The sequence below is a fragment of the Paenibacillus sp. GCM10023250 genome, assembly GCF_042653205.1.
GTDB lineage: Bacteria > Bacillota > Bacilli > Paenibacillales > Paenibacillaceae > Paenibacillus_Z.
On record NZ_JBHSHY010000020.1, the window covers coordinates 20,211 to 33,152 of the forward strand.

The window sequence follows — 12,942 nt, forward strand, 5'->3', positions numbered from 1 at the left end:
AAGATAGATGTACTAGAAGGCGTCCGGCCAGCCGGCATGCGGGACTTCCAAGAACATGAAAGGCGCGCTGCCCGGCGGAGCGAGACAAAAAAGGAACAAAAAAGAAACAGCCCGGCAGCCATTCGCTTATGGCTGCCGGGCTGCCCCGGGCACGACGTACGTATAAGTTCAAGCTCGCTGCTGCCTTCTCCGGCGGATCAGAACGGAATTTTAATCATGAAGGTTACGGTATCCGGCTCGTCGAGCGCCAAGGAAATATCGCCCTTGTACTTGTCGACGAGCGACTTCACGATATGCAGCCCCAGGCCGGAATGGCCGTCGCCCTTGGACGTGTAGCCCGCCTTGAATAGCGGCTTGTCCCGCAGCTCCTCGGGATGGAGGCAGGTATTGCTGATCTCGCATTGGAAGTATCCGTCGCGCTGGCTTGCCGAGACCCGAACGACGCGGTTCCCTTCGCCGTACTTCAAGACCTCGTCGAACGCGTTATCGATGAGATTGCCGAACAAGCGCGTCAAATCAAGCGACTTCATGCCGAGCGGCAGCTGCTTCATATCGCCGAATTCCGTCGCGAAATCGATCTTGAGCATCTCCGCCTGCAGCGTCTTCGAGCGGACGAGCGCCGCGATCGCGGGATTGCCGATGCTGATGATGTCGTTCATCTGGTGGATCTCGCCCGTCAGCTCCGCGGTGTACACCCTGAGCTCTTCCGTCTTCCCAAGCTCCGCGAGGGAGCGGATCGTCTGCGCGTGGTTCATGAAGTCGTGGCGCTGCGAGCGGATCGACTGGAACATCCCGTTGATCTCGTCCAGGTACGTCTCCTGCGCCCGGCGCGCCAGCTTGTCCTGCGACTTCCTGTACGCCGTCACGACGCCGTACAGCAGCGCGAGGCTGACCGCCGACGCGCAGGCAATGATAATGCCGACGTTCCGGAACTGCTTGTCGAGCGTGTCCTGAATCGTGCTGTAATCCGCCACGAGCGACAGCACGTAACGCGGGATCGGCTTGCCGCCGCCGTCGAGCATGCTGGCGACCTTCGTATCGACGTCCACCGGGATGAACAGCTTGATGATGCGCTCGCCGCCGACGGACGCGTTCTGGTACACCTTCGCGTTCTTCTCGTTGGCGGTCTTCACGTTCGCGGCGTCGTGCTTGTCCTTCAGCGAATACGTGCCCTCGATAATCGGATTCTGCGTCCGGTGCGCCAGCGTCTCCCCGTTGTCCGTCACGGTCCGGTTCTCGCCGTCCGGGAACGTCGCCGGGTTGATAACGGCGATTTCCTTCAGCCACGGATTCGCGTCCAGCGTGTCCGCGATCAGCCTGCCGACGCCCGTCGCCGAGTCGTAGTCGAGCTGCCGGCTCTCGTAGCTGATGTATGGGTCCGTCATATAGTTGGTGGAGCCGTCGTAATAGTAGCCCCATTTATGGATTCGGTCGGTCGACGTCGTAGAGAATTCGAACGGCCCCGTCCAGAAATTCGTCAGCTTCTGCCCCCAGCCGATCGTCACGTTCTTGTCGTCGAACAGCTGGTTGAACGCCTTGTACCACGGATCCCAGCCGTCGGTCTCGTAGCCCAGCTCCTTCGGATCCGAAGATTTATAGAGCACGATGTTGTCGGCCGTCCGTTTCAGCAGGGTGATGTCGACCAGATCGAGCTTCCTCGCCAGCTCCCCGAGCTGGTCGTTCGAGACCTTCTCGACGTCGGGATCGAGCGCGTACTGCGCCGCGACGGCGGCGGCCCGCAGCTCCCGCCCGATCTCCTCCTGGTACATCTCCGCCCCTTGGCGGGACGTCTCGATCGAGATGCCGATCTGCTTCGCCACGGAATCGAGTTCATGCTGCAGCCCGTCTTCCAGCGATTGTTTCGTCGTGAAATAATACACGGTGTTGTTCGCTCCGAGCAGCACCACGATCAAGATCATTGCCAATAGCCAAGCATTACGACGCATTCCCCGTACTCTCCGATCAAACCAGTATTTTCTGCGGCGTCGCGGATGAGCGCGATGATGCCAAGCGATTCTCATTATGACGGATTTCAAACCGAGTGACAATGTGAGAAATAAGCATTCTTGGCACATTGGCGCAGCTCAAGCATCATTTTCCGCACGCCTGAAATATCCCCGTCATCTCCATCGCGGAAACGGCTACCCGCGCAGACTTCTGAACCATGCGAGCACCGCCCACCGGCGCTCCTGGCGCTTTTTGTAGCGGGGCAGCGAACGGTAGATCGCGCCGCATTCGGCGAGCATCCGCTTCGCCTCGTCCTGCTGCCCGAGCTCCGCGTAGAGGCCCGCGAGCCGGTAATACGCCTCGATGGAGGACGAGTGGATGCCGCGGAATTCCTGCAGGAAGCCGATCGCCTTCTGCGGATCCTTCTTCGCGTAGAAGGATGCGAGGCGCAAATACGGCGAACCGTACTTCACCCGCGGATTGATGGACAGCGCGTTGCGCAAGGCCGCTTCGGCCGCGTCCGTCTCGCCGAGCGGCGCGAGGCTGGCGCCGAGATCGTCCCAAAATTCCGCGGAGTTGTCCAGCGGATCCTGCAGCGGCATGAGCCAGGACTTCGCTTCCGCGTACCGCTTCCGTTCGATGAGGAGCCGCGCCAGCTCGTGTTTGGCGGGGATATCGTTCGGGTTCATCGCGATCTGCTGCCGCAGCCGGCGGATCGTCCCGAAGCGGCGAAGCGGCCGAACGATGCTCGGCGTCAAGCCGAGGAACCGGCGCTCGAGCGCGTATAACACGACCAGCAAGATGACGACGGCCAAAAACGGACTTCCGAACAGCCGCCATAACAAAAAGAACAACAAGATTTTGATCATGTGCCACCTGCCGAGATAAGGAATGGTAAACCTGCCATTATTGTACACGATATGCCCGGTCCCGGATAGCGCCATTGCGGTCTTGCGCGTCCTCCCGCCGGACCGTACACTGGAATCAAGCAACGGCCATCCTTACGGAAAGAAGGCGATATCAATGCTGGACGAACTGCGCGCCAAGCTTCCGGGCTGGGTGGAAGCAAGCCGGGCGAAAGCCTGCGAGGGAAACGTCGCTTCCTATATACCAGAACTCGCCAAAGTGCCGCGGGAAGCGCTCGGCGTTACGGTCATGGCCGCCGACGGCCGGAGCGTCTCCGCGGGCGATGCGGCGCTTCGCTTTACGATGCAGAGCATCTCCAAAGTGTTCACTCTGCTGCTCGCGCTCATGGACAACGGCGAGGCCGGCGTGTTCGCGAAGGTCGGCAAGGAGCCGACGGGCGACGACTTCAATTCCATGCTGAAGCTCGAGCTCGTAGAGCCGGGCAAGCCGTTCAATCCGCTGATCAACGCCGGCGCCATCGCGGTCACCTCGCTCATCCGCGGCGACACGCCCGCGGCGAAGACGGAACGCATCCTGGCCTTCTTCGGCGAAGCGGCCGGCGGGGCTCGGCTCGACGTCAACCTGGACGTGTACCGCTCGGAATCCGCGACGGCCCATCGCAACCGGTCGCTGGCGTATTTCCTGAAGGACAACGAGGTGCTCGGCGATGACGTGGACGTCGAGGACGTGCTCGCCGTGTACTTCCGCCACTGCGCGGTCGAGGTCGACTGCGGACAGCTCGCGCGGATGGCGCTCGTGCTCGCGCTCGGCGGGGTCGACCCGGTCAGCGGACAGCGGCTCGTGCCGCGCCGGTACGTGCAGATCGCCAAGGCATTCATGCTCATGTGCGGCATGTACAACGCCTCCGGCGAATTCGCGATCCAGGTCGGCATCCCGGCCAAAAGCGGCGTGTCCGGCGGCATTCTCGCGCTCGTGCCCGGCCGATTCGGCATCGGCGTCGTCGGCCCCGCGCTCGGCGCCAAAGGCAACAGCACGGCCGGCGTCCATCTGCTCGGAACCATGGCGGCGGAGCTGGAATGGTCGATGTTTTGAACGCGGAAGGCAAAAAAAAGCCGTGCAGGCTTCGAGCCTGCACGGCTTCGTTTCGTCATGCCGGTTAACCGACGTGCATCATCATTTCCGGCTGCGCGCCTTCTTGGCCTTCGACCTTCGCCGGACGGCGAAGCATCAGGCCGAGCACGGCGCCGAACACCGCGATGAACGTCAGCACGAGGAACGTGTCGCCGAACGACTGCGAGTACGCGTCGAGCTGGCTCTTCGCCGCCGCGGCGTGCACTTCCATCCGCTTCGCGAGAATCGTGGACAGGCCCGCGACCGCGAACGAGGTCATGACCTGCTGCGCTGCGTTCGTCAGCGACGTGACGCGGCCGACGAGCTCGCGCGGCGCCGACTGCATCAGATGCGTGTTCAGCGGCATCATGGACAGCCCCATGCCCGCGCCGAGCAGGGCAAGCGGACCCATGATCATCATCATGCTGGATTCCGCGTCGACGCGGGACAGGATGAACGCCGCCACCGTGACGAGCAGCATGCCGACGAAGACGAGCGGACGCGCGCCGATCTTATCGAACAGCTTGCCGCCGATCGGCATGAACACGCCGGCCGCGATCGCCTGCGGCAGCATAATGAGGCCCGTGTCGAGCGCGCCTTTGCCGTGGGCGTTCTGCAGGAACACCGGCACGAGGAACATCGTCCCGAACAGAGCGATTTGCGAGATCCACTGCACGATGATGCCGCGCGAGAAGTCCGAGGAACGGAACACGCGAAGCTCCAGCAGCGGCTCCTTGCGCGACAGTTCGGCGATGATGAACAGGATCAGCGCGACGGCGCCGACGATGATGCCCGTGAGCGTCTTCGCGGAGTCCCAGCCGTTCGCGCCTTCGCTAACGCCGTACGACAGGCCGGCGAACGCGAGCGGCGCCAGAATGAAGCCGAAGCGGTCGAGCGCAGCGACTTCCTTGCGCTCGATGCTCGGCAGCGTGCGGATGCCGAGCAGAATGCCGACGATGCCGATCGGGATGTTGATCAGGAACAGCCATTTCCAGCTGACCGATTCGATCAGCCAGCCCGCGAGCACCGGACCGAGCGCCGGTGCGAGCAGGATCGGAATGCCCATCATGCCCATAACCTGGCCGACCTTCTCGGGCGGGCTCAGGCGGTACGTGAAGGCCATCGCGATCGGAAGCACCATGCCTCCGCCGAGGCCTTGCAGCACGCGGAACGTGATCAGCATTTCAACCGACGTGGACAGGGCGCACAAGAGCGAGCCCAAGGTGAACAGGAAGACGGAAATCAAAAAGACCTTCTTGGCGCCGAACCGGTCGGACAACCAGCCCGAAAGCGGGATCGCGGCGGCTTGCGCGAGCGCGTAGCCCGTGACCGTCCAGCCGACGATCTGGAACGTGGAGTTGAACTCTTTAATGAAGCCCGGGATGGCGACGTTGACCGCCGTACCGTCCAAGACGACCATGAAGATGCCGATGATGATGGCCGCGAGCGGGGCCAAAATTTTCTTGATGGAAAACGGCTCCTCCATGCTTGCAGCGGATGTTGCTTGTGCCGACATGCATACCCTCCTACCCAAAACGTTGATTCCGCTATCGGCGCCGCTTCCTGCCGCTCATTGACCCTACATCGAAGGTGAGGTTAAAATGATAGCAGCGAGGAGCATTCATTTCGCCGTGCGGTTATTTGTAAAATGGACAATTGTCCGTTTTCTATACACAGCTTACCGGACCGCGCGCCCATTGTCAATGAACGGCGCGTAAAGTTTTTTAAAATTCACAGGGGGTCATCGCTTATGCAGCAGCGCAACGAACGGAAGGATGCCGCCCGGCATCGCGAGCTCATTCTCGATACCGCTTCCCAATTGTTTCACGAGCACGGCGTGGAGGGCGTCAGCATGCACCAGATCGCCAAGTCCGCCGGCGTCGGGCAAGGCACGCTGTACCGGCGCTATTCCTCGAAGGCCGAGCTGTGCCTGGAGCTGATGGCGGACAGCTTCCGGCGGTTCAAGGCCGAGATCGGGCAGTACTTCGAGCAGGCGGCCGAGGCGCCGGTCCGGGAACGGCTCGCTGGCTTCCTCGACCGCATCCTGGGCTACATCGAACGGGAGATCGATTGGCTGAACGCCATCAAACCGTCGGCATGGTGCCAGGAGGACCAGACGAACGTCTACCAGGCCGAGCCGTTCGTCTACATCGTCGCCACGCTGAAGTCGCTGCTCGACGAAGCGGCCGAGAACGGCGAGGCGGCAGCGGGCGACGCGGAGTTCGCCGCCTTCACGATCGCGGCCTCGTTCAATCCCAGCAACTTCTACTACCTCATCAAGGACCGCGGGCTCTCCATCGAGGAGATCAAGGCGAAATACATCCGCTTCTACGACGGTTTGTTTTTCTGCTAAGGTCGTCGCTCGGCCGCGCGCACGATAAAGGACGCTCCCGCGAAACGAGGTGCCCCGCACCTGTTTCGCGGAAGCGTCCTTTTTGCCGTCCGCAACCGGCCCGGCGGGGCCGCCGATAAATCTCGGAGCTTGCCGGACTGCGGCCGCCAAGGCCCGCGCAGCCGGGCGCAGCCGGTTCCCGCGGCACGATAATCCGCCGGAACGGGACCTATTGGCCGCAAACGCCCGATTATGCGGCCGCGATCGCTTTTAGAACGCGAAACCCGACGAATACCCGCCCATTTTTACGGATAACCGCACCACTCCATAAGCCCTTTCATATGATACTTTGACTGTATCCCTTAACCTTGTTACACCATAAAAACCCGAGCAAGGAGGGGTGACACAATTAATGGGTAGCGACCAGAAGAGCAAGTTCTTGTTAACTCATCGTGAACGCGAGGTTTTTGAACTGCTTGTGCAGGATAAGACGACTAGAGACATCGCTCAGCAGCTGTTCATCAGTGAGAAAACCGTCCGTAACCACATTTCCAACGTCATGCAAAAGTTGAACGTTAAAGGTCGTTCGCAAGCGGTTGTCGAGCTGATCAAGCTTGGGGAATTAAAAATTTGACGTTCTTCGCCGCATACCTTGCTCAAGCCTTCTAGCAGTGATTCCGTATTCATACGGGACCGCTGCAAGAAGGTTTTTTGACGCGCCGGGAACATGAACGGGCGGCATTGCCGCAGGCGGCAAAAGAAAGAAACCCGGCCTCGCGGCACGGGTTTCCCGGTTTGCTTGAATTTGCGCTTCACGCAGGCGAAGCAGATTACGAACGCTCCGGCGTCTGGTCGTGGTTGCGGCCGCGCAAGCCGGCCAAGCCGATCAAGCCCAGAAGGCCGAGCCAGCCCCAATCGAAATCGTTGTCATTGTCCACCGCGGCGGCCCGGTAGTCTCCGCCGGTCACGCGGTTGCCGTTATACATGTTCGTCTGAAGGATACGATTGTCCGCATTGTCGTAGCTTTGCGTAGTAGGCGATGTCATGCTGTTGACGGGCTCCTTGCCGGCGGCGCTAAGCATGCCGGCGCCGAACAGGAGCGCGAAGCAGCCAAGCGCGGCAAAGCAAAGCAGGTGCTTCATCTTTTTCAAAGGTAGTGCCTCCTCTGCGGGAAAAGTGAGTTGCTACTGTTGGTCTTCCCGCGGAGGGCAGTCGTTATGAATCAGAACGCTCGGGAATGATTGGTCGCGTTAAAGCGAGCTTTCTCCCTTATCTGCGCCAATAATGCTCGTGCCCGTACCTGTATTGCGCCGGCCGCCTTGCGGCGTGCACGGCGAACGCGCCATGCGGCCGGTACTCGAACGGCGTCTCGCCCTGCGCGTACGGCGCGGCCTTGCGCCGTTCGATGCAGTCGAGCAGCACTTGCTGCTTCAGCGTCAAATATTCCAGCGTGTGCGGGCCGAACTCCGCCTCGATCTCCCCGGGCCGGAACTCGTAGTATACCGTCCGGCGCAGCGGGTTGCCGTCGCCGGAAGGCGAGCCGTGCAGCACTTCGATGTTGTGGAAGATCACGTCGCCGGGCTGCATCGGCACCGGAATCGCGTCGTCCGTCGAGAAGCCGGGCTGCCTGCAGCGCGCGTCAGCTGCCGCCTTCGTCCACTTGTTGCTGCCCGGTATGACCCACAGGCAGGTCTTCAGATCCGCTTCGTCGAGATAGAAATCGACATTAAAGATCGGCCGCGGATCGGTACAGCCGTCCGGCACGGCCGCGTCGCGGTGCCACGGCACGATGACGCCTTCGTCCGGCGCCTTCAGCACCATGGAGTCCCACGTCGGAATCAGATTGCGTCCCTGCAGCTTCTCGACGGAGCGCAGAATGAACGGATGGCCGAGCAGCGCCTTCATCGGATCGCTCTTGTCGATGACGTATTCGATGCGCCGGAGCACCGGCTGACCGGACTTCACGCCCGTCCCGTACATATAGTCGGGGTCGTTCTCTACGCCGGCCGCGCCCTTCTCGTACAACTGCCGCATTTCGCGCTGCACGAGGGCGAGCTCTTCGCCCGCCAGCACGCCGCGCACGACGAGAAAGCCGTTATCCAGAAAATACTGCGCCTGTTCGTCCGTGATCGTCGCCTGCTTGCGCGCGTCCGACACCGGAATGTTCATGCCGGTCTTCTCCATGATTCACGCCTCCCTGGGTAGGAAAATGTGCTGCTTAACCCGTAGTATAAGGGAGAACGGGCGGCCTGTAAGTAGCGCAAAGTAACAAAGAGGTTGCCGGGATCACACGGATATGAGAACGTATACATAAATGGACGCGAAAGCGCGAAGGAGGACGTCACATGTCGGGAAGCGCCGCCCCGCTGCCGGAGCATGCGGCCCATTCGTATTTTCACCCGCCTTATATCACGCTGGCCCATCTCTTCCACGCCCCGCGGCTGTGGGGATTCCCGAGCCGGGTGCTGTCGAGCTATCAATTCCAGTACGTCGTCGAAGGCGCCGCCGAATACACGATCGAAGGACGCGCCATTGCGACCCGACGCGGGGATCTTATCTACCACGCTCCCGCGCAGGCGCACGGGGTGCGTACCTTTCCCGACGAGAAATACGTCTGTATCTCCATCCTGTTCGATTTCGGCGGCGTGCCCTACCCCGTCGAGGAGCTGCTCCGGCCGGACCGGTATGTCGGCAACTTCGCCGGACATGCGGTCGAACAGCTGCTGACGCGGCTGATCGCCCGCTACCATCAGCCGGGCCTCGCCAATCACGCCGCCTGCCAAGGCCTGCTGATGCAAATGCTGAGCGAAGTGGCCGACTACAAGCAGGAGCAGGCGTCGCAAACCACGGAACAGCAGAAGATCAAGACGAAAATGGTGCTCATCCGCAATCATATCGCGGACCATTACGACCGCGACATCAAGCACGCCGAGCTCGAAGCGCTGTCGGGGCTGAGCCGCAATTACATTATCGTCAAATTCCGCAAGGCGTTCGGCATGACGCCGTTCGAGTACTTGACCCGCGTGCGGATCGAGCGCGCCAAGGAGCTCGGCATCCTGACGAACATGTCGATCGGCGAAATCGCGCTCCGCGTCGGCTACGCGGACGTCCATACGTTCGGGCGCATGTTCAAGCGGAAAACGGGCGCGAGCTTCAGCCAATTTTGTTCGGCGATGGTCACGTGACGAACGCCGCCGCCGGGCGCGCGAACAAGGCAAGCAAAAGAACGGGCAGCCGAATCATGCCAAGCATGAATCGGCTGCCCATTCTTGGTTCATCTTAAGGACTAGCGGCGCGCGTGGCCCGAAATGTAACGGGCCGGGAAGATGCGGTCGACCATGGCGTTGAATTCGGCGATATAGCCTTGAATCGGTTGGCCTTTCTTGTAGTCGGCTTCGTAAGCGGCCATGCGATCTACGAATTCGGAATTCGCCGAGACGTAAACTGCCTTGATCGACGGCGACATATTCTTGATTTCTTGCGCGATTTGGGCTTTGAGCGCCGCCGGAACGTCGCTTTCCGCCATCGTGCGGCCGGCGGCGAACGGCGTGACGGAGCCTGTCCGGCCATCGGCGAAATCGGTATACCCGCGCGATGTGCCGCGCGTCACGTCATTGATGGCGCTGCCCGCGCCGCGGCCGAGATCCGTCATCGCGCTGCCCGTGCCCCGCGCAACGTCCGTGATGGCATTGCCGGTGCCGCGGGCGACGTCGGTGATCGGGTTGCCGGTGCCGCGGGCGACGTCCGTGATCGCGTTGCCCGTGCCGCGGGCGACGTCCCCGATCGCGTTGCCCGTACCGCGGGCGACGTTCCCGATCGCATTGCCCGTACCCCTGGCGACGTTGCCGATCGCGTTACCCGTACCGGACGCGACGTCCGCCGCGCCCCGGCCGACGGTCCGGCCGATATCCGCCGCGCCGCGGGCGATGTCGCGGCCGGCGAGGCCGGTATCGCGTGCCAGGTCGCGGCCAAGCGGGTTAGGCGTGCCTTTCGCGATGTCCGCCGGCAGGTTGGCCGTATTGCGCAGCAGGTTGCCCGTGCCCCGCGCCAAGCCGGTCACCCCGCGGCCGATGTCGCGGCCGGCGTTAGCCGTGCCTTTCGCGACGTCGTACGAGCCCCGGTACAGCGCGTTCGTGCCTTTGCTCATCGCGCGCGGAAGCGCGTTCGGGCTGGCGAGATTCGTCAAGTCCCTCGCCGTATTGCGCGACTGGTTCGTCAAGCCGGACGGATGCCCGTCGGTCAATCCGTTGATATTATTGCGGTTGCTGTTGACGAAATTGTAAGAAGGACCGCGAAGATAGCTGTTCGTGTTCATGCTCAGGGACATGTTGCGGACGCCGTGCGACACGTTATGGAACGAGCTGCTCATACGGCCGTTCGCCAGACCCTTTGTCTTGTTAGCCGCCTTGCCGTACATGGCCGTGCCGCTCGTGCCGTACATGCCGTTCATGCCGTAGTTGCCGCTCGTGCCCATCATGCCGTTCAAGCCGTACGTATTCTTGGTGCCCGATAAAGGCACGTTCGGCGTCGAGATGGAGCTGGCCCGCGTCATCCGGTGCATGCCCTTGCCCCGATAGGCATGCGCGTTCATCGAACGCATCGTGTGCGGGCGCAGATACGCCTGCTGCGTGCGGCTCAGCAACGACGGACTGCCCAAGCTTATCGAGCTTGCGCCGCTTTGGTGTACGGCCGCTCCCGCCTTCCCTTTGCCGCTTCCGGCGCGGTTATCAAGCCGTACGGCGACGTAGGCGTTGTTGTCGGTCAGCATGACGTAAGCTTTGCCCACGCCCTTGATGCCCGAGATGCGGTCGGCCATCGCCTCGCTCATTTCCATCCGGTAGTTCTTGTGAAGGCCGACCAGGTTGTTGCTGTTCAGCCGGTGGCCGTCCACCCGGTTCATCTCATTCATCTGATCGTTGGCGAAACGGGTATTCAAAATGCGGTTGCCGTTCATGTCGTACGAGACGCTGTTCCCGCGAATGTTGCGATTGCCCAGCTCGCCGTGCTTCTCCATGCAGCCCGTAAGCATTGTCGATAACATTGCTCCGGCTGCAAGCATTGCCCACTTCCGATGCTGCATCCCATCATCCTCCGTTTTATCGTCTGAACCCTACTCATGCGGCCCATAAGTAGCGTTAGCCGAACGGGGATGCGCTATGCTGGCAACTTTTTAGTTCCGCTGTGCCGGATTCCCTAAGCGGCAAACCAACGTTCACGCTTTAGCGGCAGATATTGCGGAAGCGTTTGCAATCTATGCAAGACCCCCGGCCTCCTCATTCGATGCGATCCGCCTCGAGCTGTTCGTCATCCTCCAAGAAAGCCATCGCGCTGGAATCGGCGAACAAGGCGCGATATTCGGGAAGCCGCAGCGCATCCGACGCGAGCACGGCTTCATCGTCCAGCCCTTCCCGCTCCACGGCCACGACCGCGTCTACGCTCCGCTCGTTCGTCACCGCGATCCGCCTGCCCGCGTATCCCGTGACGGCGGAGGCGGTCCAGCCGTCCTCCGTCAAGATGGCCGTCCCGATCCCGCTGCGTCCCGCGGAAGGGCCCGCCAGCAGCGCAAGCTTCAACCGTTCGTTGCCGCCCGCGGCCCGCAGCCGCCAATCGATCGCATGGGACGGCAGCTCCAGCTCGACCGTCCCGCCCGCCGGCACGATTCGCTGCGCGTGGATATGCGGCGGCAGCGCGGCCGTGCCAGCGCTCTGCGCCGTCCGTTCCGCGCGCCGGACCGCGGGATGCACCGCGAAGCGGAGCTCGGCGCTGCGGCCGAACGCCGTTTTGCGCGCTGCGCCGCAGGCCGCGCAGCGATGCCGCTCCGCACGCCCGGGAAGCCCCGGCTCCGCCGTCTCGGCTGCCTTACAGACGGGACAGACGAGCCGCCAGGCGAGCTCGAACAGCCCGAGCCGCGCGCCAGTCAGCATCAGCCGGAGCACATCCTCGCGCGGCGCGTTCCATGCCCGGGCCAGCGCGTACGGGCGAATATCAGTGACCGCCGCGTCTCCGCCCAGGCGAATCAGGCGGGTTGCTTGCGCCGCGAGCGCCTCGTTATTGCCGCTGGCCGCGAGCTGCCGCATCCCTTCCGCCAGCTTCGCTTCGTCCACGGCATGGCGCGCGGCGGGCCGATCCGCGGATGACGCGCCGGACGCTTTTAGCGCTTCGGTCTCCGCGGCCGGTCCGCTCGCCAAATACCGGAATATCCGCGCCATGAGCCGCTTCGCCGCGAGCCGGACGGGCAGCGCCAGCGCCGGATGCGCGGGCACGATGCCGGCGTACAGCTGCACGAGCGTGCCCGGCTTGCCGCCGGCGGCTTTATCGTCCAGCCGGACGCCGAAGCGGAAGCTTCGGAGCGGTCCCGCGGCGAATTCGCGGGAGACCTCGTGCCATCGGTACCGGGACCACTCAAACTGCTCCGCTGCCGGTTCCGGAAGTCGGAGCGGCTTCAAGCGAAGCAGCGGCCTGCCGGCCTCGCCCGGCGCCGGCGGCCGTTCGCGGACGGGGCTAAGCCCGATCGCCCGGCGGACGCGCTCGATGTCGGACATCATGTCCCACGCCAGCGCGCGGGACATCGGATATGCCTCCTCCCTGATGATCGTAATGGACCGCTGCCGGGAATGCCGTTCATCGCCCATGGCCTTCAGCTCCTATCCTCCAACATGCTAGCTTCTTCCATCATAACCCGAAAC

General features: G+C 62.5%; 11 protein-coding genes. 4 read left to right on the forward strand and 7 right to left on the reverse strand.

The features are described 5' to 3' along the window. Nucleotides 1-197: 197 nt before the first annotated feature. Both ACFPB1_RS16270 and ACFPB1_RS16275 read right to left on the reverse strand, forming a co-directional pair. Nucleotides 198-1,946 carry a sensor histidine kinase gene (locus ACFPB1_RS16270; protein ID WP_379227149.1) on the reverse strand — a complete coding sequence of 583 codons (1,749 nt, stop codon included), beginning with the start codon at nt 1,944-1,946 and terminating at the stop codon, nt 198-200. A gap of 195 nt (nt 1,947-2,141) precedes the next feature. Beyond that, the gene (locus tag ACFPB1_RS16275) at nt 2,142-2,816 is read right to left on the reverse strand and encodes a tetratricopeptide repeat protein (protein ID WP_379227151.1); all 675 of its coding nucleotides are present in this window, start codon (nt 2,814-2,816) and stop codon (nt 2,142-2,144) included. Between the two features lie 154 nt (nt 2,817-2,970). Here ACFPB1_RS16275 and glsA point away from each other — a divergent pair, with 154 nt between their 5' ends. Further along, nucleotides 2,971-3,906 (forward strand): glutaminase A, encoded by a 936-nt coding sequence (gene glsA, locus ACFPB1_RS16280; RefSeq protein ID WP_379227153.1) that lies wholly within the window; start codon nt 2,971-2,973, stop codon nt 3,904-3,906. 64 nt (nt 3,907-3,970) lie between these two features. Here glsA and ACFPB1_RS16285 read toward each other — a convergent pair whose 3' ends face one another. After that, nucleotides 3,971-5,440, reverse strand: a complete 1,470-nt coding sequence (locus ACFPB1_RS16285; protein WP_379227155.1) for a DHA2 family efflux MFS transporter permease subunit — start codon at nt 5,438-5,440, stop codon at nt 3,971-3,973. A 234-nt stretch (nt 5,441-5,674) separates the two neighbouring features. Here ACFPB1_RS16285 and ACFPB1_RS16290 point away from each other — a divergent pair, with 234 nt between their 5' ends. Continuing rightward, on the forward strand, nt 5,675-6,277 hold the full coding sequence (locus ACFPB1_RS16290; RefSeq protein ID WP_379227157.1) for a TetR/AcrR family transcriptional regulator: 603 nt from the start codon (nt 5,675-5,677) through the stop codon (nt 6,275-6,277). A 391-nt stretch (nt 6,278-6,668) separates the two neighbouring features. Further along, complete coding sequence (locus tag ACFPB1_RS16295) at nt 6,669-6,890, forward strand: helix-turn-helix domain-containing protein (RefSeq protein ID WP_090641524.1); 222 nt, start codon at nt 6,669-6,671, stop codon at nt 6,888-6,890. Nucleotides 6,891-7,086: 196 nt separating this feature from the next. On the opposite strand, the gene ACFPB1_RS16300 is transcribed toward ACFPB1_RS16295, so the two are convergent. Then, nucleotides 7,087-7,398 carry a WGxxGxxG family protein gene (locus ACFPB1_RS16300; RefSeq protein ID WP_379227237.1) on the reverse strand — a complete coding sequence of 104 codons (312 nt, stop codon included), beginning with the start codon at nt 7,396-7,398 and terminating at the stop codon, nt 7,087-7,089. A 127-nt stretch (nt 7,399-7,525) separates the two neighbouring features. Next, nucleotides 7,526-8,440: a phytanoyl-CoA dioxygenase family protein gene (locus ACFPB1_RS16305; RefSeq protein WP_379227159.1), complete on the reverse strand. Its 915-nt coding sequence runs from the start codon at nt 8,438-8,440 to the stop codon at nt 7,526-7,528. A 161-nt stretch (nt 8,441-8,601) separates the two neighbouring features. On the opposite strand from ACFPB1_RS16305, the gene ACFPB1_RS16310 reads away from it, so the two are divergent. Continuing rightward, nucleotides 8,602-9,441 carry a helix-turn-helix domain-containing protein gene (locus tag ACFPB1_RS16310; protein WP_379227161.1) on the forward strand — a complete coding sequence of 280 codons (840 nt, stop codon included), beginning with the start codon at nt 8,602-8,604 and terminating at the stop codon, nt 9,439-9,441. A 101-nt stretch (nt 9,442-9,542) separates the two neighbouring features. Here the strand turns inward: ACFPB1_RS16310 and ACFPB1_RS16315 are convergent, their stop codons facing one another. Further along, the gene (locus ACFPB1_RS16315) at nt 9,543-11,297 is read right to left on the reverse strand and encodes a YhcN/YlaJ family sporulation lipoprotein (RefSeq protein ID WP_379227163.1); all 1,755 of its coding nucleotides are present in this window, start codon (nt 11,295-11,297) and stop codon (nt 9,543-9,545) included. 232 nt (nt 11,298-11,529) lie between these two features. Continuing rightward, nucleotides 11,530-12,888 carry a DUF5939 domain-containing protein gene (locus ACFPB1_RS16320; RefSeq protein ID WP_379227165.1) on the reverse strand — a complete coding sequence of 453 codons (1,359 nt, stop codon included), beginning with the start codon at nt 12,886-12,888 and terminating at the stop codon, nt 11,530-11,532. Nucleotides 12,889-12,942 lie beyond the last annotated feature (54 nt).